The 24,204-nt window shown below is 29.9% G+C and carries 21 protein-coding genes and 2 pseudogenes; 13 read left to right on the forward strand and 10 right to left on the reverse strand.

Features of this window, described 5'->3' with window-relative positions; genetic code table 11:
• Window positions 1–173: 173 nt before the first annotated feature.
• Both AC1Q8L_RS26900 and nrdI read right to left on the reverse strand, forming a co-directional pair.
• Entirely contained in the window at window positions 174–557 is a 384-nt protein-coding gene (locus tag AC1Q8L_RS26900; RefSeq protein ID WP_097822496.1) for a hypothetical protein, read from the reverse strand.
• 934 nt (window positions 558–1,491) lie between these two features.
• Window positions 1,492–1,860 carry a class Ib ribonucleoside-diphosphate reductase assembly flavoprotein NrdI gene (nrdI, locus tag AC1Q8L_RS26905; RefSeq protein ID WP_097822497.1) on the reverse strand — a complete coding sequence of 123 codons (369 nt, stop codon included), beginning with the start codon at window positions 1,858–1,860 and terminating at the stop codon, window positions 1,492–1,494.
• A gap of 755 nt (window positions 1,861–2,615) precedes the next feature.
• Between nrdI and AC1Q8L_RS26910 the strand changes: the two genes are divergently transcribed.
• The gene (locus tag AC1Q8L_RS26910) at window positions 2,616–3,038 is read left to right on the forward strand and encodes a bleomycin resistance protein (RefSeq protein ID WP_063259545.1); all 423 of its coding nucleotides are present in this window, start codon (window positions 2,616–2,618) and stop codon (window positions 3,036–3,038) included.
• A 374-nt stretch (window positions 3,039–3,412) separates the two neighbouring features.
• Here the strand turns inward: AC1Q8L_RS26910 and AC1Q8L_RS26915 are convergent, their stop codons facing one another.
• The gene (locus AC1Q8L_RS26915) at window positions 3,413–4,849 is read right to left on the reverse strand and encodes an IS4 family transposase (protein WP_492339525.1); all 1,437 of its coding nucleotides are present in this window, start codon (window positions 4,847–4,849) and stop codon (window positions 3,413–3,415) included.
• Between the two features lie 219 nt (window positions 4,850–5,068).
• On the opposite strand from AC1Q8L_RS26915, the gene AC1Q8L_RS26920 reads away from it, so the two are divergent.
• Window positions 5,069–5,275, forward strand: a complete 207-nt coding sequence (locus AC1Q8L_RS26920; RefSeq protein WP_492339526.1) for a helix-turn-helix transcriptional regulator — start codon at window positions 5,069–5,071, stop codon at window positions 5,273–5,275.
• A gap of 10 nt (window positions 5,276–5,285) precedes the next feature.
• Window positions 5,286–5,612, forward strand: a complete 327-nt coding sequence (locus tag AC1Q8L_RS26925) for a hypothetical protein (RefSeq protein ID WP_001021365.1) — start codon at window positions 5,286–5,288, stop codon at window positions 5,610–5,612.
• A 430-nt stretch (window positions 5,613–6,042) separates the two neighbouring features.
• Here AC1Q8L_RS26925 and AC1Q8L_RS26930 read toward each other — a convergent pair whose 3' ends face one another.
• Window positions 6,043–6,267, reverse strand: a complete 225-nt coding sequence (locus AC1Q8L_RS26930) for a hypothetical protein (protein WP_000521112.1) — start codon at window positions 6,265–6,267, stop codon at window positions 6,043–6,045.
• Between the two features lie 453 nt (window positions 6,268–6,720).
• Between AC1Q8L_RS26930 and AC1Q8L_RS26935 the strand changes: the two are divergent.
• Window positions 6,721–6,801 (forward strand): annotated as a pseudogene (locus AC1Q8L_RS26935) (tyrosine-type recombinase/integrase); the annotation flags it as partial.
• Between the two features lie 548 nt (window positions 6,802–7,349).
• A complete protein-coding gene (locus AC1Q8L_RS26940) occupies window positions 7,350–10,325 on the forward strand; it encodes an SIR2 family protein (protein WP_492339527.1) in 2,976 nt (991 codons plus the stop codon).
• 318 nt (window positions 10,326–10,643) lie between these two features.
• Here AC1Q8L_RS26940 and AC1Q8L_RS26945 read toward each other — a convergent pair whose 3' ends face one another.
• Window positions 10,644–11,774 carry a DUF3800 domain-containing protein gene (locus tag AC1Q8L_RS26945; protein WP_327887242.1) on the reverse strand — a complete coding sequence of 377 codons (1,131 nt, stop codon included), beginning with the start codon at window positions 11,772–11,774 and terminating at the stop codon, window positions 10,644–10,646.
• A gap of 340 nt (window positions 11,775–12,114) precedes the next feature.
• On the opposite strand from AC1Q8L_RS26945, the gene AC1Q8L_RS26950 reads away from it, so the two are divergent.
• A complete protein-coding gene (locus AC1Q8L_RS26950; protein ID WP_029442958.1) occupies window positions 12,115–12,363 on the forward strand; it encodes a hypothetical protein in 249 nt (82 codons plus the stop codon).
• Window positions 12,364–12,404: 41 nt separating this feature from the next.
• Window positions 12,405–12,737, forward strand: a pseudogene (locus AC1Q8L_RS26955) (integrase); the annotation flags it as partial.
• A gap of 35 nt (window positions 12,738–12,772) precedes the next feature.
• Here AC1Q8L_RS26955 and AC1Q8L_RS26960 read toward each other — a convergent pair.
• Window positions 12,773–13,123 carry a nitrous oxide-stimulated promoter family protein gene (locus AC1Q8L_RS26960; protein ID WP_097853806.1) on the reverse strand — a complete coding sequence of 117 codons (351 nt, stop codon included), beginning with the start codon at window positions 13,121–13,123 and terminating at the stop codon, window positions 12,773–12,775.
• 427 nt (window positions 13,124–13,550) lie between these two features.
• Here AC1Q8L_RS26960 and AC1Q8L_RS26965 point away from each other — a divergent pair, with 427 nt between their 5' ends.
• Window positions 13,551–13,769, forward strand: coding sequence for a helix-turn-helix transcriptional regulator (locus tag AC1Q8L_RS26965; protein ID WP_000151822.1), 219 nt, complete (start codon window positions 13,551–13,553; stop codon window positions 13,767–13,769).
• The gene (locus AC1Q8L_RS26970) at window positions 13,762–14,235 is read left to right on the forward strand and encodes a DUF2178 domain-containing protein (RefSeq protein ID WP_098235838.1); all 474 of its coding nucleotides are present in this window, start codon (window positions 13,762–13,764) and stop codon (window positions 14,233–14,235) included. The genes AC1Q8L_RS26965 and AC1Q8L_RS26970 overlap by 8 nt, the downstream gene beginning before the upstream one ends.
• Window positions 14,236–14,282: 47 nt before the next feature.
• Here the strand turns inward: AC1Q8L_RS26970 and AC1Q8L_RS26975 are convergent, their stop codons facing one another.
• The 4 genes from AC1Q8L_RS26975 to AC1Q8L_RS26990 form a co-directional block, all read right to left on the reverse strand.
• A complete protein-coding gene (locus tag AC1Q8L_RS26975; protein ID WP_029442954.1) occupies window positions 14,283–14,822 on the reverse strand; it encodes a hypothetical protein in 540 nt (179 codons plus the stop codon).
• An 86-nt stretch (window positions 14,823–14,908) separates the two neighbouring features.
• Window positions 14,909–16,672, reverse strand: a complete 1,764-nt coding sequence (locus tag AC1Q8L_RS26980; protein ID WP_492339528.1) for a SulP family inorganic anion transporter — start codon at window positions 16,670–16,672, stop codon at window positions 14,909–14,911.
• 101 nt (window positions 16,673–16,773) lie between these two features.
• Complete coding sequence (locus AC1Q8L_RS26985; RefSeq protein ID WP_000064031.1) at window positions 16,774–17,214, reverse strand: hypothetical protein; 441 nt, start codon at window positions 17,212–17,214, stop codon at window positions 16,774–16,776.
• A 1-nt stretch (window position 17,215) separates the two neighbouring features.
• Window positions 17,216–17,566 carry an ArsR/SmtB family transcription factor gene (locus tag AC1Q8L_RS26990; RefSeq protein ID WP_000536397.1) on the reverse strand — a complete coding sequence of 117 codons (351 nt, stop codon included), beginning with the start codon at window positions 17,564–17,566 and terminating at the stop codon, window positions 17,216–17,218.
• 1,793 nt (window positions 17,567–19,359) lie between these two features.
• On the opposite strand from AC1Q8L_RS26990, the gene AC1Q8L_RS26995 reads away from it, so the two are divergent.
• From AC1Q8L_RS26995 to AC1Q8L_RS27010, 4 genes are all read left to right on the forward strand, one after another.
• The gene (locus AC1Q8L_RS26995; RefSeq protein ID WP_016513382.1) at window positions 19,360–19,761 is read left to right on the forward strand and encodes a hypothetical protein; all 402 of its coding nucleotides are present in this window, start codon (window positions 19,360–19,362) and stop codon (window positions 19,759–19,761) included.
• 330 nt (window positions 19,762–20,091) lie between these two features.
• Window positions 20,092–20,898 carry an arylamine N-acetyltransferase family protein gene (locus AC1Q8L_RS27000; protein WP_097982017.1) on the forward strand — a complete coding sequence of 269 codons (807 nt, stop codon included), beginning with the start codon at window positions 20,092–20,094 and terminating at the stop codon, window positions 20,896–20,898.
• 332 nt (window positions 20,899–21,230) lie between these two features.
• Window positions 21,231–23,210, forward strand: coding sequence for a DUF3472 domain-containing protein (locus AC1Q8L_RS27005; protein ID WP_098312233.1), 1,980 nt, complete (start codon window positions 21,231–21,233; stop codon window positions 23,208–23,210).
• A gap of 709 nt (window positions 23,211–23,919) precedes the next feature.
• Window positions 23,920–24,156 (forward strand): hypothetical protein, encoded by a 237-nt coding sequence (locus AC1Q8L_RS27010; protein ID WP_097925372.1) that lies wholly within the window; start codon window positions 23,920–23,922, stop codon window positions 24,154–24,156.
• The last annotated feature ends 48 nt before the right edge of the window (window positions 24,157–24,204 follow it).

Genomic DNA, 24,204 nt, shown 5'->3' on the forward strand with positions numbered 1-24,204 from the left:
ATATGCACAGACAAGCTCACGAGTTAACTAACAAGGATACTTTGTAGTAAACTGACCTACAAGGTTAACTAACGAGGATGTTCTGTTGTCAGCAGACTTACACAGTTAACTAACAAAATTCAAAAAGAATACCCTCCGCAAGCGGAAGGTATAAAATCAAAGGCCGGCAAGCCTTACAGACTATACTTATTATCTTTATCTTTATTATTAAATATTCGCTTACAAATGCCGGCAAGCATTTGAAAAGCGAAAGTAATCATTACAAACAGAAAGCAACCAATTACAAACCAGATAGTTGTTTTCAAACCAAAACAGAGATATAAACAAAATGCAATCCAACCTAGCAATATACCGATTACACCAAACAATTGAAAACGGGCTTGACCCCAAAATATTGGTACTGTAATCACACACCCAGTGTTCCATACTGGGCACAATGCATTATAAACTGAATACATACTCGTAAATGTTAAACCCAGAAGCGTAGAGAATAAAGCTTTTAACACATCAAATTCGGTAATTGTAGCAAAAAACAATGAAATTTTTGTAATAATCATTTGCAAAACCCTTTCTAAGTGAATTTTTTTAAGCTTTGACCATTTGCATCTATATAAAACGGACGGCAATCCGTGAATTTTAGTAACACAAAAAGCCCGCACAATAGGCTTTATTTTTTTTGCCTTCGAATGGAAAATTATTCATATGTAAAAAATGCTGTCTCTATAAATAGACCAAATTTCATCACCATTCGTCAATAGTTTTTTTTATTTTGCGAGAAAAATGTCTTCTTCTTTATTATAGACGATTCGATTTCTATTTTCAGAAAAAAATATCTATTTCTAGAAAAAATATTCTTATCTATAAGTATAAACAATTCTTCCAAAAAATTAACACTGCTTTAGTAGTACCTTGTTCTACTAATACTACGTTAAATAATTTATTAAATTATCCTTTATTGTCTTGAAAAAAATTGATGTTCCTTCGGTTAACTATCTTTCTACTTACTATTACTACCTAATTGTGTTACTTTTTCCTTAATTTATTCCTTCCATCAAAGAAAAACGTATTGTTTCTGTATATAACCCTACTAATCATGTGAAAAACAAGTGGTACAATAAAAATATTTAATATACTTTCCTAGAACGTGAAAGATTAAGCCGTTTAATATTCTTTCATTATAACCAAAAACACAGGTAACACACACGTCCATTCCAACATCTTCTTCAAGATAATCTTGAAGAAAAGAGTCCTTGTTTTTCTAAAGTGGATTGTTAAATTATATTTAAAAATAAATACATATGTACTTAATTAGAAATATTGAGTATGTTGAATTTAGCTAACCCCTTGTATAGGGTTATTTTATGGGGGATTAAGTAATATACCGTACACCCAATCTAGGAGCGCATATATGTTTAAACTAAGATAATGCCTCTACTTCTTTACGAGCAAAAACAAGGGGTTAATCGAGAAGCGTGTAAAAACGTCCATATTTTAGACTCTATCTCTTTTAAACAAACTTACCATCTTTTCCTTAAAATATTCTACATCGTTATTTGTTCCTGATAACTCAAATTTTGATACAATAGGCACTTCATATTTAGCAGAAATTTTGTCAGCACTTGCACCGAACATGTCTCCCCAGTTACGATTGCCGCTTGCAGATACACCTTTTAATTTTTCATTATTGCGCTCTAAAAATTCTAAAACACGTTCTGGTACATTGCCAAAACCTGTTGTATACGTAATTAAAATAAAGTCTTCATCTATTACTAGATCTTCACCAATTTGAACGGCCGGCATATTTAATTTGTGAATGAAACGCTTCACGTTTCCTGTCATAGAATCATATGCAACTAACATTTCCGACCCTCCCTTTTCAATCTATACTCTCTGTATGTTGTTTCTTGATTTATCCATATATTGTATTACGTTTCAAAATAAGACACAAGATATATGTATAAATTCTTTCTTTTTTTAACTTTTACTTTTCGACAAGACCGTCGATTTTTTTCAATACAATGACTATGAAACATCATTCTAAAACTCATGTAAATAAAGTGCTTTTCAAAAAAGTTGTCAACGAATTTAACCTTATTTTTAAAAAAGTTACCAATATATTTTGTCATAAAACGGCAAATGCTGGAGGAATATATTTCTCCAGCATCACGCAAAAAAGAACAGACATGAAACGATAATCTGTTCTAAAAAACGATTACATTTATCAATTTTACTTTATTAAATATTATACATATACTTCCGGTTCGCGTTACATACTAAAAGATAGCTATTATAGAAAAAGATTATTATTATGGAAATTCAACTTATTTATGAAAAGTTTATTCAGAGTGCTCAAAACGCAAAATATCTTTTACAAATATGTGATGCGAATTCTCATCTTTCCTTCTATCTACTCATATGTATGTTGAACTTGTACAGTTACTTTAATTTCTACCGCTTGTGTGTAGAGATAATAAAGTTGTTTAATTTATAATAAAGTCCTTTAAAAAATAATTAAGTTGTTTACTTCTTTTAGGATTAACGAAGTAGTTTAATGGAAGAAGAATTTATAGTAAGTGTTATAATAATCAATAACTTAAACAAAGGGGGAAGCATTTTTGCACAAACTCAATGCATTAATACCAGAGCTATCAGTTTCAGATATAGAGCAAAGTTTAAATTTCTATTCGGAAATTCTCCTGTTTAAAATTGAATATCAAAGACCAGAGGATAAGTTTGCTTTACTGTCTTTAAATGACTGCCAGATTATGATTGAAGAAGTAAATGGTCATTGGAGTACTGGGGAGTTATCTTATCCCTACGGAAGAGGAATTAATTTTCAAATTATCATAAATGATATTGATCCACTATATAATAGTTTGAAAAAGAACGAGTATCCAATTAAATTTGATATTCAAGAGAATTGGTATAGAGCTGATACTAAATTAAAGGGACAAAAAGAATTTTTAATTATGGACCCTGATGGTTATCTATTAAGATTTGTTCAAAATTTAGGTGAAAAAGATGTTGAGGCAGATTAAGCTATGTAAAATAGGATGAAAATTTAGTAAATGGAGCAAGCTACTTTTTTCAATAAGAGGCATTAGTTGAAGAAGAATTAACCAACTTTATTATTTTTATAAATTACAGGCTACAACAATTAAATTTAATTTTAAATAACTTTAAAACCACCTACAATTTAATTTAGTAGGTGGTTATTACATTTCTTAGACTAAAATTAAACAACTTTATTGTCACTGAACAGCTTGCTCATAGGGCTCACCATACATGCCCATCAACTTAAGCTCAAAAATAAGATAAACTTACATTTACATAAATGAAGAAATTCTTAAAATGTGTGTTTTCTTTAAAAATAAGCATACGAAATAAACCCTAACGGGTTTCATTTTTTTACTTATGCAGCTTTCTTTTGCTTTTTCAATCCACTATATTCATAGATAACACCCATGATATCAAAGACAGTCTTCTTCTCATATCGATGAGATTTCCGCCCATTTTTCTGTAGAAGGTAGAACAAGCGAATCAGAAGATTTGTTATCTCTTGGGGTTCTTTTTGTATGGCTTGATATAAGAGAAATAGATGATCTTGTATCATCCCTATCGCTTTATATTCATTTAATTCTTTTTTCTTCTTTTGTAAAAGAAGTTGGCGCATTTTAAACATTGTAGAGGAACATAGGAAAATAGCGATTAGCTTTCCATATAGTTGGCACTCTAATCGCTCCTGTTTTACATTACGATAATGGTCTATTTTAAAGAGTGATTTCCACGTTTTAAAGACAATCTCTATTTGCCAACGTAAAGTATATAACTCATGTACCTGTTCCATCGGAACCCATTCCCAAGGTGTATTCGTCACGTACACGTTTAATCCCGCTATCATTTTACTTTTCTCTGAGTACGTTCTATTTTTAGATTTTTCTTTTTCCGCGATCTTCGCTCGTCGTTTTTGGAGTTGTTTTTCTGTTAATCGATTAAAAATAACGCGTGCAAACAGTTGTTGTTTATCACCAATATAAGCATTTTCTAATTCAAATGTTTCTCCAGGCTGTAGTTGTTTCAAAATCTGTTTCACATCAATTTGTATGTATTCCGATTGTTTCTTAATTGTACCGTTTTTAAAGTATTCTGGGTTTGGATTTTTCACATATACATTCGTGTTTAATTTCAAACGAGAAATATAGTATGTACCTCGTTGATCCATTTGATCTAAGTCCTCCAATGAAAAGTAACCTAAATCGCGAATACATAACTCTCCTGGTCGTAAGGTATCTAAGCACTCCGTACCAAATGTTTTGTCATTATTTTTGCCTGGTCCCACTTGAAAATTAAGAAATTGCCCGCTATGTAAATCATATTCTAATTGAATTTTGATGCCCGCTGTTTGGGCGCATCCTCCAGAGCCCGGATATATATTCTTTAAAGCATTTGGCACTTGAAATACGGTGGCATCTAGGATACGGATTCGCTCAAAATAAGAGAAAAGTTGGTTAGGAATTTGTGTTTGTTCACATATTTTTTGTTGTAACAGTAAAGAAAAAATATGTTTTAAAAACAAAACTGCTTTTGTATTTAAACGTTTATTTAAGCCCTCAGGGCTGAGTAAAGTTCCTGTCGCTGCATGAAGCCTACTACATAATCGAACCAAGGGATCACTTGCTACTCGTTGACTGATCCAAATGCAAATAGTAGCTAAGTCTGAACCAGAAAACTTACGTTTTCGTTTTATAAATCCGATTTCTCTTGCAAGTTCTTCTAAGAATACAGGTGTAACATATCGTTGTAATTCTTCCGCAAATGATTGTAATTTATCTTGAATCGAAAAATGCATAAGAAAACATCATCCTTTCAAATTTTAGTTTATTTAGAAAGAATAACGTTTTTTAGTATTTGAGGGTATTAAAATCTCTTAAGCTGATGCCCATGTATGGTGACCCCTAATATTAAAACGGATATATGTAAAAAGTATTTGACACATATCCGTTTTTTATTTATCATATGATATGTAAAACATATTTTACATATCATCAAAAAAGATGAGGTATTTGAGATGCATAACCAAATTAAAAAGTTTAGAGAACATAAAGGTATTTCTCAAGGGAAATTGGCAGAAATGTGTAAGGTCAGTAGACAAACAATAAATGCTATTGAAAATAATAAATATGATCCTACTTTAGAATTAGCATTCAGTATTGCATTTATTTTAGACTCTACAGTGGATACACTCTTTATTTATCAAAAAACTTATAGGAAATGAGGATAGTTTTATGAATATTATTATTGTAATAATTGCAGGGATTTTGGTTTCGTTGATTATAACATTTACTAAACGAATATCAGGTGATGAAACGGGATTTTCTAAAGAAGATGAGCGTCAAAAAATAATTTTAAAAGATGCTACACTAACTAGTTGGCAATTTATAATATTATATGCGTTCTTTAGATTAATGAATATTATCCCTTATTTTAATGAGTTAGTGAATCCTTCAAAAATACAATCTAATGTTTTTTTAGGTAACGGTGGGGATATCTTACTTATATGCTTAGTAGGATATGTTGTTGGGGCTTCCGTCTCATATTTCCGACATTCCTAATTGGGATACCGCCACATCACTATCAAGCTAACAAAATAAAATACCCCTTAAAATGAAAAAATACGCTTTCTTTCTGTAGATTTATAGGAAAGGATGGCGTTTTTTTTTACAATTGGGGGTAAAATAAATTCTTAAGTTGATGGGCATGGGCTCACCATATCAAAAAAAGAAAATTGTACGTTTAGACACACATTGGACAGATTTTAACCAGTTCCTTGTACGTTAAGGAACTGGTTATTTATTTTACAGGTGTTTTTGCCCATACTTTGAGAAAGCAAGCTACATGTAATTTAATCGGTATTCTCTGGTTCATAGTTAATTCAAATCTTCTATGTTGATAAAAGATGGGTTAAACCTTAGGAGGTAAATATATGGCCTACATGTATATTAAAATTTTTGCACCAGAACCATTTATATTGCGTGTTGTTCTTTAATTGTAACTGTTTATCTCTTCTTTCAAGAATACCTTTAATTCATCTTCTAAATTCATTTTCCTAATGAATTTATCATACAACTCAATAAGTCTTGCTACTTCCATTGACTGTTCTAATACCCGTGTATTATCAGCATTAATTTCTATAATATGATTATCCCGCCATTGTATCTCTTCTTCTAATTCTTTTATTATTGATTCTAATTCCTTTACTTTCCCCATACCCCACCACACTCCCAAATATTTAATTTGTGATTATTAAATTATAATATAAGTAATTCTCTTTATTATATATTTGTTGTTTCCTGTTACAGAATCCTTATGATAAGGATTCTTTTTTTATATGAAAAATCATAAATAAAAAAAGATAAGATCGGCGAAAACGATCTTATCTTTAGCACAAGGAGTAAACAAAAGGATAACCATCATATTTTTATTATAATTTATCTTTGGTTAATTTTGAATATTTGAACCATAATTAACAAGTATATCTATATTGAGAAATTTATTACAAAATTAGTTATAAATGATCCAAAACTCCAATGTAAACTTTTAGCCAAAAGTTTACTTTCATTTCCCCTTAAACGTTGACTTCCATTTGATTTCATTGAAATTATAAAAATAGACAAAAAAGTATACATTCAAATCATTGAAAATAAAGGAATTAAAAAACAGATGAATAAAAAGCAATATTTAATTGATGTACAACCAATTCGGAGCAAAGAACAGATCGAAGATATGAAATGGCCTCTTGAATATTTAGAAATAGAGTCCTGTTAACAGTTACAAGACTCTTATAAAGATTATGTAAATGTATACATGTAACAGAAATAATAATAAAACATATATAAGGCACCGATAGATCACTATAAAACTAAGGTTTTGCACTATCCATATAGCTAAAAAGACAGTATCCTTTCTGTATATTTTTACAAAAAGAATAGTGTTCTTTTCATTTTAAGAGTATTTTGTTTTCGTATCTTGATAACAATTTGGCTATCAGAAACGAACACACACGGTTTCAATAATTAACTTGTTTAAATATGGATGTTGAACGTTCGTTCGCTTATACTTAAAATAATAGGTCAGTTTAATGAATTATATTGATAGAGATTTATTTCATCTTACAAATTTGAGAAGTTTAAAGATTCTTAGACAATTTTATAAAGTCTACTTTAAAAATAAGGAAATCAAATGAATAAAATATAATTAACCATAATAGTTTCATGGCTGAAGAAATATAAAAAGTTTTTATGGTAAAAAAAGATAGAGGAGAAATTTTATAGGGAAGCAGGTAAATAATAATGAGTGATTATTTTGTAGAAACAAGTATAAGAAAGATTAAAGAAGCAAGTAAGAGTAATAAATTAGTCGTTTTTGTAGGTGCAGGGGTATCCGCAAATTCAGGAATCCCTACATGGGGAGAACTAATAGCTGAGATGTCTAAAGATTTAGGGGAGTTTGATAATAAAAACTCTACAGATACATATTTAAAGATACCTCAATTTTATTATAACGAGAGGGGAGAAAAGGAATATTTTGAGAAATTAAATGAAGTCTTTTTCTCTAGAAAGTATAAAACTAATCCTTTACACAATGAAATATTTAAACTTAATCCCACTCATATTATAACTACAAATTATGATACTTTACTAGAAGAAGCGGCTATTGAGGGAGGGCATTTTTACCATGTGGTAAAACATGATCTTGATTTACCCTATGATAATTTAAATAAAACAATTATTAAAATGCACGGCGATTTTGAAAACAGAAATATAGTTTTGAAAGAAGATGATTATTTAAACTATTCATCTAACTTTACATTAATTGAAAACTATTTAAAATCTTTAATTGCTACCAATACAGTCCTCTTTATAGGTTATTCTGTTAATGATCCTAATTTTAATTTGATATTTCAATGGGTTAAAAGTATTGTAAAGAATCATTTTCAACCGGCTTACCTCATTGAAAGTAGTAAAGAATATTCTAGAATGGAACATCACTATTATAAAAACCGTGGAATAAATATTATATATTATGATGAGATAAATTCTTTGCCACAAAATAATATTTTCGATGACTCAAACTGGAGGGGAAACAAACTATATGATGTAATAAAATATTGTACCACCTTTAATAACTCTAATGGCTTAAAGGGCTTAGAGTACATATATGATAAATTAAGATGCTTTGAGAAATTAAATTTTATTATGCCAGAGCAAATAATTAAAAGTTTGAATTTGAAGTCGATCAGTTATGACTTGTATGGTGATAAAACCATAAATTGTTTACATGATGAAAATATATTAACTAGCATATTTTCTAAAAGTGAACAGCTTCAAAACGATGATTTATTTAAGAAAATACGCTTAACATTTAACAAAGCAAATATTGATGGCATTTCTAAAGATAAACAAATACTATTTTATGAAAACGAAGGTAATGCATATCTAAATAAGATAATAAATGAAATAATAGCATCTGATAGTTTAATCGCACAAAAAAATCTTGAAAACCCTAATAACCTTATTTTAGATAGGGACTATTTTTCAATGCTGAAACAAGCATTTTCTTATTATGAATCGGACAACTTTTTAGAGGCATATAAATATTATAAAAGTATCTCTTTGAAATCTTTTTCTGATAAGGAATATTTAATTTACTACATATCCGAGTTTAATCGAAAGCATGTTGGGGATATGTTAACTAAATTTTATTTTGATATTATAGATCCAGAAACAAAGTTAGAAATTGAGGAACTAGATTTAGAAGAAATATATTTAAAATTGCCTTACAAAGAGAGAAAAAGTTTAGAGTTCGTAAAAGAAATACAAAATTTCAATTTGATATATAAAGTGCAAAATAGATTAACGAAAGAAGTGGAAAAATTAAAGAAAACAAAACTCACTATTAAAAATGGTGGATTTTCAATTAATAGTGCGTTGGATAGAAACTTTCATATAATCACTAATATATGGTTATTTATAAAGGCAAATTATTTGTGTTTAGAAAAATACAGTGAAGTTCAAAGTTTATACAAAAGATTTATTGAGGGCATTATTGCAAGTTACTGTACTAAATCTGAAAATAATTCAAAGGGAATTTTCTCAGATCTTAAAGTGGATAAAATCGATGAATTGAACTTATTTACAGTTTATATAATGGTAACCAAGTTAAAAACAAAAGATCTAGAAGCAATTTTTAATGAATACCATTTAAGACAGATAAATATAGAGCCAGAAGCATTAGATTATCTAATGCAACTATTAGATACAGTATTGAATAATATTATAAAAAATAAGGATAAACTCAAAAAAGCAAGTTACTTTTGTAACTTGCTGACATTGCTGTCAAAACTAAATTTAGAATTTAATCAAATAAACTTGATTGCTGAAAAGCTATTGCTGATTTTCAATGAGAAAATGCATGTGAATGAATTTAAGTACGTAAACAAATTTATAGTTTCAGGGGCCAATAGAGAATTGATAAGTCAAGAAATAGTTGTGAAGTATTTAGTTACATATTTGAAAATATATCAGCAAAATAACAGGATTTGGGAATTAGACACCGACCGTTTATATACAAATTTAACCAGGATATATACAAACAGTAACGAATATTTAATCGATACTTCTGTAATATCTGTTTATTTAGAATTAATTAATTCTAAATTTAAAGAAAAGGACTATGTTTCCCTTTATAAATTACTGAGTGAAATAATTTTGCCAATTATTAAAGGTATAACTGATACTCAACAAAATAAAGTGTTAGATATAGTACAAAATCTAATAAATGAAATAGAACATAAAAAAGATGATTTGCAACACAACGAAATTTCTTTCTACTACAGCGTACTAATAAAGGGAATTTGTTCTTCTAATGAAAAAATAAATGTTAAAATTTTAGAAGATACTGTTTTTAAAATAGAGAACCAAAAAAGTGAGTTTAGGGTATATCCAGATTCAGTTGAAATAAATTTAATTATTTTAACTGAATTGTATAGAAATGGATGTATTCAAAAAAAAGAAATTCAAGACTACCTGAATCAGTTCAAGGGATTTTCGGAGTATTTTGATTTAGTATTTAATAATATGGACTTAAATTTAACTGATATAAATTTAATTGCTAATTTAAACGATTTGGAAATTGAAGAAATAATGAATAGTAATAATGGAGTAAAAGAGCAAGTCTATAAATTGCTAGATAAAAATTTATTTGAAAACCAATCCCGGAAAATGAATACAATCTTTGAAAAGCTATATTCAAAAAAATTCACTTGATTGAACGAGTTTTAAATCAAAATAAACGGGATAATTTAAATCTTTAAATGATTAAATAACTAAAAAACCCTTCCATCAAATTAATTGCTAGAGGGTTTTTTAGTTGAGGAAAAAAATTAAAACAGAAATAAAAAACGTCATCTCAAAATTTTTTTTTATCCGTAATGTGGATTTAAAATAAAATCATACCGTTTATAAAAAGCTTTATATACTGTTTCTAATATATTTATAAACATTCATTCTCTTCTATTGAATAGAGAGTGAACTAATCCCTAATTCACTCCTAAAAAAACCTTTGAAATATTAATCATTTTATTATTAAAAATCCATTATTTTATCAAATTTATAATACAACTCTTGGTTCGCTGACATATTTCTAAAAGCTGCATTTTTTTGATAGGATTTATGAAGCAAAGCCTTTAATAAATTAAAACCTTTTTGATGATGCTCATCGAAAGAAATACACGCATTTCCGATATCATCCATAGGGATTTTCTTTATAAACTCAAATAATTTCCCTAAAATTCCTACCGTTACATCTGATAATTGAATGAAAATATTATTATGCGAATTTATAAATATATAATTATCCATCTCTACTTGATCTAGCTTTATTCCAGTCTTTTTAATTTCATTTTGTACATCAAATTCCTCATCAAATAAATGAAATGCATTTTTAAACATATATACAGACCGGGCATACAACACATAATATTCTTTAATTAGAATTTTATCCTCATTGTTAATTAAAAAGACAGGTTTTTTCTTTTTCCCATCCCTAAACGCTTCAATTAAATCTATTTTCCGCTGTAAACCATTACTACCTGGAAATTCAATAGGTAATAAAGGCTTTATACAATTAATTATCTCATCATAAAACGATGGGCTTAGATTAGCCCCTACATTTGGATAATTATACTTATCCAAAATCTCCATAAAGTTTTCTGTATTATTATAGACAAACTGATATAGAATTGTTTTTAGTTCAATGCCTTCCCAACCATTCACATCTAATGAATCAATAATATCTACTAAGGAATAGTATAAATGGTCTAACATTGAAAAGTGAATATAAATATTATTTTCTAAAAGCCATGCTATAAAATCATGCACTTTCCTATTATGAATACATTTTAAAAAATCACTTCCCTTTGGACAAATGTTATTAAATTTAATTTCTTTTAAGTTTGAACTAACTTTTAATTTTTTCTTGAGAGATTCAAATGAATCCTCTATATCTTTTATATTGTCTTTTTCTAAGAATACACCTCCCAAAATAAAATCTTTATCTTTATCATAGTTTAACTTTCCGTTCTTTATTTTTAATTTTCTACAATTATTTGTTTCATCATAATAAAAATTATAATCCACATCAAAATCCAAATTAGGATCAAAGCTTTTATAAGCTAGAATAGCCTCTTCTCTTTCCTTTGAATCTAAAAAATCCATGCTTACCTCCATATGTTTACTTTATTAAGTTATGTTACTAAATAGTTTCAATTTTTCCGTTTGCTGAATTCCAATTACTTTAGCCTCATTAGTTCTAAAGATAGGCTCAAGTTAGTCTAAAATTGTATTATCTATATTATTTGGATAACAAGAAATGGAATCTGAACAATTTAAGTATAGTACATATTGTTTATTCTGGGTTACTAATAGTTATTATGGCATCTATATAGGGGGTTATCATTTGCATTTTAGCAATAATATGAACAAAAATAGAACATTAAAATTTTATATTATAATATAATTAAATAGAATTCGTTATATACAAACAGGAGGGATTTCATTGGAAGGATTTGATGATGAGCTACGCCAAATTGATATGGATCAAAAAGAAGCAATACTAGTTATAAGGGCTTACAAAAGGTATTTAGCAAAAACAGATGAAGATAGGGAATATGGAACAGAAGTTATTGAACGTATTAGCAATAGTGATACTACTCGTGAGGATGCGGATTTTATTATAAGATGTACGGAAGTTATTGATAATCTTATCGATAAAGTTGTTGAGGAGAAAATAGCAAATAAAAGCTAATCTACTACTATAGGATAACCCTCCTAAAAAACATCTAGCATATAGACTACGGATTATCTCTAAATGAGCTTGTCGCTTTACGAATGAAACATTTGCATTTTTAGAACTATACATTATCTATTCCTGAACTAGTGACCCAATATATCACAGCGATAATTCACTCTTTGTTTTTTAACACTTTAGGTTCGGAACCTATCTTTGGAGTTATGATGAAGATGTACCAAGATTTTTCACGAAAATCTCTATTCAAAAAAATGATTAGTTTGGAGATAAAGCAAGCAAATTTGAGGAAAGGGATCTCTGCATACCATTTTCAAAATACTTTTATTTTAAAGATGATCCAGAAGCAATTAGGATTTAAAACTCACATATAATTTTTTAGTAGAAAAGGAATAAAAAAACTAGTTTGTTAGACAAACCGCTTTTTTTTACACTTCTTTCTTTTTGGTAAGTCAGGAGACTTCTTCATTGTGTCAATAGCATGCATGAGCGTGAAATATGGATGTTTTAAAATCATTTTCGGTCCGCTCTTTTTCATAATTTCCTTAACTAAACCTTTCATATCTGGTTTATAACAATGAATTTTGCAATTTTGACATGCTGGTTTCTTTTCTTGAAATGGACATTTTGATAAACGAAAATAAGCATAATCTTTTAATTTTTGACATTCTTCACATAGAGTATTTTGTTTGTGTTCGTTTTTACAATACATATCAATCATAATGCTAATTGTTTTCTCTTCACGTTCAATTCGATTCATAAATTGGCGCCTCCTGTATCAAAGTCTCTCTGCTTTGATTGTAAAACTTTTTAGAGAGTTTACTTGAATTTTTAATGACAGTTTTTCTAATGTTTATCTCTTTCCTAAGACTTAAATAGGGTTCCTTCTTTTCCTTGGGGGCTTCAGGTACCTAAACGACTCGAACAGCAAGAGTTCACTTGATTTTTCCACGTTATTAATTGATTCTATTGGAAGGTCAGGAGTATTTGAAGTTTACTGCTATATCAAATAATTCAGCCTTAGAGCACGCAATCAGCGTTTTGTTTTAGGGCCACTATACAATTTTTAAATTAATGAATATGTGGTGGTACCGCTTTTTATAAAATTGGATTTTTAGCGGAATGAATGTTAAGTTAACTTTACATTTTGTTAATTATGGTATACATTGAGGTAAGAGGTGGCGAACTTGACTATTTTTAACAAAGTAAAGGAAATTAGAGCTCGTTTTAATTTCACACAAAGTGTATTAGCTGAAAAAGTTGGAGTGACGAGGCAAACGATCGCAGCAATTGAAAAAGGGGATTACGTCCCTTCATTATTACTAGCATTGTCAATTTGTGATGTGTTTGATTTGAAGATGGAAGAAGTGTTTGTATTAAACAAGGAGGAAGAAGAGGATGAATAGATTGATGATTTCTTATGTAATTAATGTACTTATTATGGCACTAGCATGTTGGGTATTCATTGAACTTTATTACGGCATTATAGAACTTGCCAATATTATTGAAGTTAAGAAAGTAGCCTTTGAAGTATCATTAAATATTACACCAGTCTTGTTCTTATTAGTTATAGGTATTGTAATAACAATTTTTTATAAAATACAGAGGAAGAAATATAACGCCCTTTCATATCTGATGTATCCACTATTGTTTCCCCTAGAAGACGAACGTGAAAAGTTAATTACTGAAAGAGCTTGTCGTACAGCATTTGTTTCACTATGGTATGTGTTAATCATCGCAATTGGATTTTTAGTGCTTTCTCCTATTTTTAATATGTATATTCCAGGATATCCCTTATACATTGTATTTAGTGTTTTCTTTATTCAAATGACAGTTTTTTACTTATCTTTATACCGAAATAAAATAATGTAAAGTGAGACCCTCTCGTAAAAGCAAGAGGGTTCCTTTATATGCATGATTTATAGTGATTCCCTTAACAATTTTCTATTTTCTAACATATCATTTAATAGAATCTGTCCCATCATCATTGCAAAGTTATCCCTGGTTTTTGTATAGTAGTCATTAAGTTTTAATAGATAGTCTTTCCTGGGGACATAGGTGATTACAAATCCACGGTTTACTTCTTTAGGCAAAGGAATATATATATTTTTAACATCCTGGTTTGTATTGTTGGGATTTTTAAATAATAAATCATTTAGATTACTAAAAAATTCTTTTCCATTAGAGATAGGTTGAATTTTTTTAGCTATGTGAACACCATTATTATTTTTATTTGAATCTATTCCCCATAAAATTACACCACCAGAAGCATGAGAAAAAAACGATATAGCTTTTTCGTAATTCTTTTTATCATCTATTGAAAGGGTACTAGTTGTACAATTTTTTTTGCATTGAAATGTAAGGAATATATTCTCTTCTTGTTGTGTAATGATCATTTTTTGAATGTATGAAAATCCTTCTTGTTGAAGCTTTATAAAAATCTTCTTCGCATTCGCCAAATTAAACATTCTCCTTTTCTGCTTTGTAGCAAAATATTTAAAAGAGTAAATCAAAACAAGTAAACTTTGTATAGGAAATATATTTTTTAAAATTCTAATGCTTTTGATTTATTTTTTATTGTATTAATATCCTGGCATTGTTGGGAGAGCTGGGCACATTCATGAAAAGCAAAATGTTTACATCCTACACATTTCGCTTTATTCAAATGTCTTAAAGCACAGTTAATTGCTTCTCCTGTATGATCAAAAAAGTTCTCTTTTCCAATCTCAGCATATAATCCATTTTTAATTAGAGTTGTTTTCAACTCTGATTGAGCCCCTGAAATGAGAAGTACGCCACCTTGATTTTTAAAATGTTGGACAATATTCCTAAAGTAGGCTTCGCCTGTTGTGTCAATAAAAGGAACCTTGCCCATACGTAAGATTAGAATTTTGGGTCTATAATGAATTGTCGCTAAAATGTTTTGTTCGAATGTTTGCGCAGCTCCAAAAAATAATGGACCTTCTATTGTGTAAATACTAATTTGAGGGCAATCATGAGCATTATTTACCACATGCGGTAATAATTTTTCATTCTTTGTTGTATGATCAGGAAGCACTTTTGACATCACAAGCATATTACTCATACGTTTTGTAAACAAAATAATAGCTAAAATAAGACCGATTTCCACAGCCGTTGTCAAACTTGTAAATACAGTAAGGGAAAATGTTACTAGTAATACAAGAGAATCTCCGGTCTTCATTTTAAGTATATGAACAAAATGCTGTTGCTCACTCATATTCCACGCTACAACCATTAAAATAGGAGCCATACTAGCAAGTGGGATGTGGGAGGCGTATGGAGCTAGCAGTAGAAGCGTAAATAACACAAATACTCCGTGAATCACACCGGACATGGGTGAAACAGCGCCACTTTTAATATTCGTTGCTGTTCGAGCAATTGCTCCAGTCGCCGGAATTCCTCCAAATAATGGGGTAACAATATTAGCAATTCCTTGACCAATAAGTTCTTTATTACTGTTATGTTTACTATTTGTCATCCCATCTGCGACGACAGCAGATAAAAGGGACTCAATACCGCCCAACATAGCAATAACAAACGCAGGGCCAATTAAATGTTGGATACGCTCTATTGTGATCTCTGGTATATCAAACTGAGGTAGTGTATTTGGAATCGTACCATATGCTGTACCAATAGTAGGTACATGACCTGAGAAAAATATAGTTGCAATTATAGTCGAAATCAAAACACCTACTAATGAACCCGGTACTTTTGGCAAAATTTTTGGTGTTATGAGTATAACGAAAAAGCAAATCAAAGCAGTTACTACATTATAAAAATTAGTGGTACCGATATGAGTAAATATTTCTTTCAAGTTTGCTATAAAGTCCTCATGTTTTTTTATGCCTGTTAAACCTAAAAAACTAGCAATTTGTCCAGTGAATATAATAACAGCAATACCTGAAGTAAAACCAATTGTTACAGGACGTGGTATGAACTTAATTAACGAACCTAATTTAAAAATTCCCATAAGGCATAAGATAATTCCAGCCATCAAACCAGCGAGTAGTAAATTTTCATACCCATAAGTAATGACAATCCCTAAAAGAATGGGAACAAAAGCCCCTGTAGGCCCTCCAATTTGATACTTTGAACCGCCAAATAGAGAAATAAGTATCCCGGCAATACACGTTGTATAAATTCCATACTCTGGTTTTACACCAGAAGCTATGGCAAAAGACATAGCAAGAGGAATCGCAACAACTCCAACAATCAGTCCTGAAAGAAGATCTTTTTGAAAATGCCCTAATGAATATCCTTCAAACCTTCCCGTAAATAAACCTCTCATTACAAACCCTTCTTTTCTCTTTTTAATAAACTCGGATTACAACTATGTGTCGCATTCGTTTTATACAGGAGGATTTAATTTTTATCAAAGAAAACGACATCCTAATACTTACTATAAGTTTTGCTTAAATGACGTTCTAATTTTCCTATATCTCCACCTTGTTGTACATGGAATTGTAATCTTTCCGCTAGAAGTTCTCCAGCTCGACTATCTAGCTTCTTCGTATCAATAAACGTAGTGACTTTTACTTTATCTGGAGTAATATCTCTACGAAACATCTGTCCTGGAATTTCAGTCCAAAAACGATTCCATTCTTCTAATAATCCTATTTGATCAAACAAAAAGTTCTGAATGCCGCATAACCATGCTGTACAAGCTGTATTCCTTTTTTGACATCCAATACCATCTTGTAAATGTTGACATGAAAAGCAACAAGAATATCCACTTTTAATGCAAACATTACAAACGTGATGAGCTCCTATAGAGTGAAATATCTCAATTCCATGTTGGATGATATCTTCTCTTTTAGCCTCATTGCTCAATTTATTCCTCCTTTACCATTTCGTTTTCTGCTTCATCTAGCTCTTCTAACATAGAAATTGTATCAATTAAATGATTGTTAAAAATTTTCCGCGCAACCACTAATAAATTCATAATCATAGGATCTCGAAGGGAGTATAATACTCGTTTTCCATCTTTAGTGCCAACAACAATATTTTTCGCGCGTAATACACTTAATTGTTGAGAAACTGCAGAACCTTCTTTTTTAAGAATGCTTTGAATTTCATTTACACTTTTTTCACCTTCTGATAGAAGTTCCAAAATACCTATTCGTAAAGGATGCGATAAAGCTTTAAAGAAATCTGCTTTAAATTGTTGCATTTCGGTTCCCATTAAAACACCTCAAGTATATATTTACATTTAACATTTCAGAAGTATCCTATACATCTTCAAATGTTTGAATATGTATAGGATACTTCTAAAGCCAAGAATTATCAATACAAATTTAGAAACTTAAAATAGGTAAATAAATGGTTTTTGGTTGAAATTACGATTCTTTCTTTCGTACACAAAAATCCTATGTGTCCTAGACTATATTTCTAGATAAACCTTATACCTACAGGTTCAGAGGCTATTGAATAAGGGAGAAATAATGAATTTACATGAATAGACTCAAATAACATAAAAGCATTAAAGGAAAGAGGATTTACGGATTTATAAGAACGGAATATTTATGCAAGTAAAGGTGAGCTGTGAAAAAATGTAACAATCTAGTTATAGTATGACGAATAAAGAAAAGAACCCGTTAGTAAAAAACGGATTCTTTTCACTAGGTGTGCAAGAAATTCAAGGTGACTAGAATAAAATCACTTGTATTTTTTTAGGGCACGCACAAGTTTGAAAAAATATTTATTTGAACGTAAAAAGGGTTTATTCAAGATAAAGAAGCTTTTTGAAAAAGTAGGTGGACACCTAAAGGGAATTATTGAAAGACAAATTAATTTTGGTGGGTTACTTGAAGATTCGAGGGCAATTGTTATGCTACACATTGATAAATAGTAGGTTACTTATAAATTTCCTGAATTAGTAATTTTAGAAATTAAAGAAGATGTATAGACTTCATATCCCTAATTCGGATTCACTATATTTGATAGATTACCTGTATTTGTAAAAGAAATATTAAATACAAAGAGGTATTAAAACTACAAAAATAGAATATATAAATTTAAAGATAATTTTAAGGTAAATAAATCCATTAAAAGGTGATAATTTAGTATGTTTACAAAAAATTAGTAGAAATTAATAGTAATATTTTGTTTGTTGATGTGTATAGGTGGGATTAATGTTAAGAATATTCAATATTAATAATATTAATTTACTATAGTTTACAATTATGTAAAACTATAACCAGGATGAATTTTCTTTAAAACTTATCACTAATAAAGATTTAAAGAAGTTTTTGTTTCATTTTCCATCAAGAAAAAAGCCAATTTTTATATTCATTGGCTTCTTTTAAATCCATACTCTTTTTCATTTATAATTTTACCACATCATCAAAATTTGTATAGAAAAATAATTTAAAAATTCAGACTAAAACACCCGTTGTTATGAATGGAATTGTAGGATTGTTTGGAGTTGGGTTCAAAAATGAATAGACTTGTTCAAATGGGATGAATCAAATCTATTAGAATTAGAAAGCGTTGTCATTAGTGGTGTAATATTGGCAACTATTATACCGCAGAGATTGGAATTATGAATAATAGAGAAATGAGAATTTGTATTTTAGATTTGCAAGATCATCATACTAGTTGTGTACATAAATATTGTATTGATGATTGAAAAATTGGAAAAGCAGCATGTCAAATAGGAACGGAATTGATTTTTGATGAAAAGGCCGCTAAAAGAAAAATAAAATTGAAGTGGGATTACATTTGCTAGCAAGCGCTGGTGTTAAGAAGGAATGGATATGTATAAGAAATGTACATCAATTTGAATGTCAAATAAGTAGTTTACGTAAACAGCAAAATCAATGTGGCTTGTAAATAATTAATTAAAAGTTGTAATAGAAGTGATAAGGATAGAAGTATTAATGGCCTTATTATAAGTATTATCTGAGAAACTAGCAAGAATTGTAGATAACGTAGTAGGATGCGAGAATTTATCAAATAAAATGAGGTGAATGAAACATGAAAGTAATTACGAAAAAAGCACAAGTGATACCCTTAGAGGGGGAGGAGTTTTGTAATCTTCAAGCGGACGCAGAACAGTATAATGCGGAGAAGTGTAATATAGAAAGAGAGTATATCAAGCTAGAAAAAAAATCAGTTAAAAATCGAACGACAGAAGAAAAATGGGATGAAAGATGCAAACAAGCAGTTCAATTATTTAATCAAGGGACCGAATATCCAGACATTGCGAAAATAGTAGGGTGCAAAGTGAGTAGTTTGTATAGAGAGCTCAAGAAACGTGGAGTATTAGAAATGCCAAAGCAAGCGGCACCCTCTAAAACATTAAGGTCACCCATAATACCAGCAAAAACAAAAAAATCTAAGTTTGAACGATATAAAGAGTATTATATGTATAAGTAGAAGGATTAAAGGTTATATAGTTATGTATCTGAATAATAACTGCATCTTAGATTCTCTATTTTTGATTTTTCATAAATTACACTTTTAGACGTTACATTTAAATTCTTATCAACTCAGTTTTGGGGAATTAGCAAAGATATCAAAATATCAAAAACATACATTTGGATAAATATTAAGGAATTTTTGAGCACTTGCTCCTTAATTGTCGCTAATATGGTTAGTGCTACACACTCTTATGAAATGTATTAATCAAGCTGTACACCATATATAATTAATAGTTTTAATATATAGGTAAATATATATGATTTCTGCAAATGGAGGAGATATATAATGTTAACTGAATTACAAAAAAAGTTTTTCTTAAAATTAAAAATTCCCCCAAGAGAAAATGTGAAATTTGAAGATTTACATAGAATTCTTTTGCAGATGGGGCACTTATTACCTTATGAAAACTTAGACATCATGGAAGGAAATACGAAAGAATTTTCTAGAGAAAATATTGAAGAAAAGCTGCTTTTAAAGAATCGTGGTGGATTATGCTATGAAATTAATTCTTTATTATATTATTTTTTGTGTGATTGTGGATTTAATGTGTATCGAATAGCTGGAACTCTATATGATCCAAAAACAAGAAAGTGGAACCCTGATGATGGCCATGCACTTATCGTTTTACAACACAAATATGAAAACTATATTATAGACGCCGGTTTTGCATCCTATCTCCCTTTACATCCTGTTCCTTTTCACGGTGACAGCGTGACTTCTGTAACGGGTGAATATCGTGTTCGTAAACAAAATACGGAGAAAGGAACCCATGTATTAGAAATGAAAAAAGGAAAAAATGGAGAAACTTCACATTTTTTTGATTCGGATCTTAGTGATACCTGGTCTATCGGTTATGCTTTTTATTTAAATGCAATTAATGAAAAGAAAGTGAATGCTATACAAAACATGGTTATAGAGCATCCAGAATCACCAGTAAATAAGGCGAATATTATTTGTAAATTAATTGAACACGGGCATATTGCACTTACTAAGCAAAGTTTTACAGAAACCCGGCATGGAAAGAAAATTAAAAAAGAAATAACAGAGAAACAATATCATCAAATACTTAAAAATGAATTCAATATTTTTTAGACAAGTAAGATGTAGAAAGTAAACTATAAGATTTTCAACGCATTACGCCCTCATTTGTAGAAAAATGGGGGTTTTTAATTAATAAGTGCTTAAAAAGTTCTAAAATATTTTTATTTTTATGAATTTTTCTATTGTTAATAGGATAAATTCAGCGATATATAACTTAAATTTATAACGAAATACTATAAATGCTTATTGAATAACAGTGAAAATAACATCAAATATATCCATTTTATTAAAATAGTACTACATTCATGGAGAATTTGTTCAATTGTATATAGAGAGATATTATTTTAAATAGTTATTAATAACGAAAGAGGAGAGGGAAAATTATGTTCAATCAAAGAACAAGAAATGGCGTCAAAAAAATCCTAGCAATTACAGCAGCTAGTACGGTGTTTTCGATGTTTGGATCATCAATTTCTATCATAGAGGCGGCGTCTGCTCCAGGAGTTTATGTTACACCTAAAAATAGTGTTTCTTCAGATATTATTAGTATAGACTGGTCTCCTGTTCAAACAGCACCTTATACATATTGGGCTGTACATAACTGGAACCAGGGGGGAGAAGCTGGTGGGTATGCTGGATTCCAACAACAAAGCGGTTTTGATGAAAATGGAAAGCGTACTTTGCACTTTGCAGTTTGGGATCCTATTTCTTCTAAGGAAGCAATAAAAGCAGAATATGTATCCCCTACATCAGTTGCAAGTAATTTTGGTGGAGAAGGAACAGGTCTTAAAATTCAGACGACATATGATTGGAAGAATTATAATTGGTATCGCATGACAATGCGTTCTTGGCAAGAGAATGGACACACAAAATTTGGACAGTGGTTAAAAGATGTTTCAAAAAACCAATGGAAGCTTATTGGGATTATGGACTTTCCAGTTCCTAACGTTACATTTAACTATGGACAAACGCTGTTTCAAGAAGACTGGCTTGGTAATGGACAAGATGTAAGAGAGGCACGTGTAAAAAATGGATATGGAAGAAATATCTCAGATAAAAAATGGACATCTTGGAATACTCAATCAATAGAGGGGCAAGAGCCATTGAATAATAATTGGGATGGGGGAGCTACTTCAGAATATCTTTGGTTTAAGGCTGGGGGAGACTCTCGATCAACTATTGGAACAGGAAAAACATTTACGTTAAATCAACCTAGCCAACCTGAAATAGGAAAACTAGATTATGATGTAAAGTCTATGTATTATGAAAATGAAAAATTAAATATAACTTGGCAATTAAAAGATAGTAGTACACCTCAATTTAAGGGGAAAATTGAAATTTATAATAATGAAAATATGACGGGCCAACCGATTAACGTAATTAATGATATTAAATCTTACCAAAATGGAATCAGTCAATCTATATCATTACCAACAAATACTTATGCAAAAATTGTATTAACAGATATATTTGATCAAACTGTGGAAAAAAAGGTGAAAATCAAAAATGAATCTCCAAACATTTTAGAAGGGGATCGGTTTGCATGGTCGATGAAGGGTATAGGAGATTTTGAATTTGCAAAACTTGATTTAAATAAATCAACAGAAGAATTGCAAGTTAGTTTAATAGCAGGTACACCACACAATTATTTTGATAGCACGTATGCAAGTATTAAAGTACAGGATACATCAGGTAAAGTGGTATATAACAAAGAGATTTATGGGAATAACAAACAAAATGCTGAATCAAAAACAGTCCCAGTAAAAGTAGGCAATTTTATTGAGCTTACACACCTAGAAGGTGGAGAGAGAGCGACATTAACAAATCTGGATAATAATAAATGCGAAAGCTTTGATAAAAAAGTAATATATGAAGTTACAAAGGATGGCCTGAAGAAAGTAAATCAAATTGTTAATCCGAAACCGGACACAGAAGCTCCAACACAGCCACAAGGATTATATGCAAGCAATGTTGCATCAGACAGTGTAGAGCTAAAATGGAATCCTTCTACAGACAATGTGGGTGTAAAAGAATATCAAGTGTTACGTGATGGACAATTAATTCAAACAGTACAAGAAACACAGTTTACTGATCAAAACCTTACAGCTAATAAAGAATATAAATATACTGTAAAGGCTGTAGATACGGCTGGAAATATCTCGGTTCAAAGCAACATCCTTACAGTAACAACAAAGAGTCAAAATGTAACGTATGAAAAATGGGATCCTAAAAAGGCATATACAAAAGGAGATAAAGTAGAGTATCAAGGGAAATTTTATGAAGCGGTTCAAAGCTATCAAGGAAATGGGGATCCTACTTGGATATTTGCCTTGTCTTTATGGCAACCATTTAAACTAATATAAAAGTCTTTTACTTAAATTTTATATATTAATTAAGTGTTCGCAAAAATATGTTTAGATTTTAGCAGAAGATTTCAAAATTGTAAGGGAAAAACTTAAAAACTGTATATAAAGTAAATGGTAGTAAAAATACCAAATCTGAATTTTGTTAAGAAAATGTACTGAAAAAATTGATTATATCAAATGGGAAATAGCTTTATCACTGAGAGAAAAAAACTGTACACAGGGCATCTAAAAAGATACCTTAGCAATAACGACAATTAGGGAGAAGTATTAACTAAGGTATCTGGGTGGATGGTTGCATAGTAAATATGCAATTTTGAGCATTGTTGAATGTATTGGGATATTCAACAAGTTCAGAGTAACACAAAGTTTCTGTTAATTCAGCCGGTAAATTTGTCCAAAAATACGGGTCTATAAATCCACTTTTTATCTCTAGTGTGGATTTATAGATCCTAACAAACGTGTGATTTGAATTTAAAGTAATACCTTTAGAGACTTTTACTTGTCTATTATGAAAATTACACGATTTAGGGAAGTTTCTGAGCATATCGTTAAGATTAGACCACAGGATAAATATAATACTTAAATCATGAGAATCGACAATATCTATGCATATCTTGTCATAACACCAAGACTTTTGGTAACTCTTTATTAATTAGGGGAGAGGTCGTGTTTGATGAGAATGATAATCTGATTAGGAGGCATAGAGATGGAACTAACTAAATTGGAAAAGGTAATTGTTATTAGTACATTTGTTCAAGGGTTAGGTGAGGAATTCCTGGAAAATAGCAAGGAAACCCATTCTTTAAAACAACTACTTAGGGAGATAGAAAAGGTGTTTAATGATTCAACACCGGATCAAATGCGAGAAGCAGCTGAAAGTGTGTTAGAAAAATTCATTTATGATTTAATAAAAGAAAACAATCTTCCACTACTAAAAAATTAATTAAGGCTTAGTGCGAGAACGAGAGGGCAGTAAGGCAATGCCTATAAG

The organism is Bacillus sp. GW823-FHT06A11, assembly GCF_058795355.1.

Excerpts from the sequence above, each read along its gene's own strand:
- AC1Q8L_RS26980 (WP_492339528.1), bottom strand. The coding sequence starts at position 16,672 with ATGAGAGGTTTATTTACGGGAAGGTTTGAAGGATATTCATTAGGGCAT.
- AC1Q8L_RS27010 (WP_097925372.1), top strand. The coding sequence starts at position 23,920 with ATGGAACTAACTAAATTGGAAAAGGTAATTGTTATTAGTACATTTGTT.
- AC1Q8L_RS26900 (WP_097822496.1), bottom strand. The coding sequence starts at position 557 with ATGATTATTACAAAAATTTCATTGTTTTTTGCTACAATTACCGAATTT.
- AC1Q8L_RS26920 (WP_492339526.1), top strand. The coding sequence starts at position 5,069 with ATGCATAACCAAATTAAAAAGTTTAGAGAACATAAAGGTATTTCTCAA.
- AC1Q8L_RS26970 (WP_098235838.1), top strand. The coding sequence starts at position 13,762 with ATGAATAGATTGATGATTTCTTATGTAATTAATGTACTTATTATGGCA.
- AC1Q8L_RS26945 (WP_327887242.1), bottom strand. The coding sequence starts at position 11,774 with ATGGATTTTTTAGATTCAAAGGAAAGAGAAGAGGCTATTCTAGCTTAT.
- AC1Q8L_RS26940 (WP_492339527.1), top strand. The coding sequence starts at position 7,350 with ATGAGTGATTATTTTGTAGAAACAAGTATAAGAAAGATTAAAGAAGCA.
- nrdI (WP_097822497.1), bottom strand. The coding sequence starts at position 1,860 with ATGTTAGTTGCATATGATTCTATGACAGGAAACGTGAAGCGTTTCATT.
- AC1Q8L_RS26960 (WP_097853806.1), bottom strand. The coding sequence starts at position 13,123 with ATGAATCGAATTGAACGTGAAGAGAAAACAATTAGCATTATGATTGAT.
- AC1Q8L_RS26995 (WP_016513382.1), top strand. The coding sequence starts at position 19,360 with ATGAAAGTAATTACGAAAAAAGCACAAGTGATACCCTTAGAGGGGGAG.
- AC1Q8L_RS27005 (WP_098312233.1), top strand. The coding sequence starts at position 21,231 with ATGTTCAATCAAAGAACAAGAAATGGCGTCAAAAAAATCCTAGCAATT.
- AC1Q8L_RS26925 (WP_001021365.1), top strand. The coding sequence starts at position 5,286 with ATGAATATTATTATTGTAATAATTGCAGGGATTTTGGTTTCGTTGATT.
- AC1Q8L_RS27000 (WP_097982017.1), top strand. The coding sequence starts at position 20,092 with ATGTTAACTGAATTACAAAAAAAGTTTTTCTTAAAATTAAAAATTCCC.
- AC1Q8L_RS26915 (WP_492339525.1), bottom strand. The coding sequence starts at position 4,849 with ATGCATTTTTCGATTCAAGATAAATTACAATCATTTGCGGAAGAATTA.
- AC1Q8L_RS26990 (WP_000536397.1), bottom strand. The coding sequence starts at position 17,566 with ATGGGAACCGAAATGCAACAATTTAAAGCAGATTTCTTTAAAGCTTTA.
- AC1Q8L_RS26930 (WP_000521112.1), bottom strand. The coding sequence starts at position 6,267 with ATGGGGAAAGTAAAGGAATTAGAATCAATAATAAAAGAATTAGAAGAA.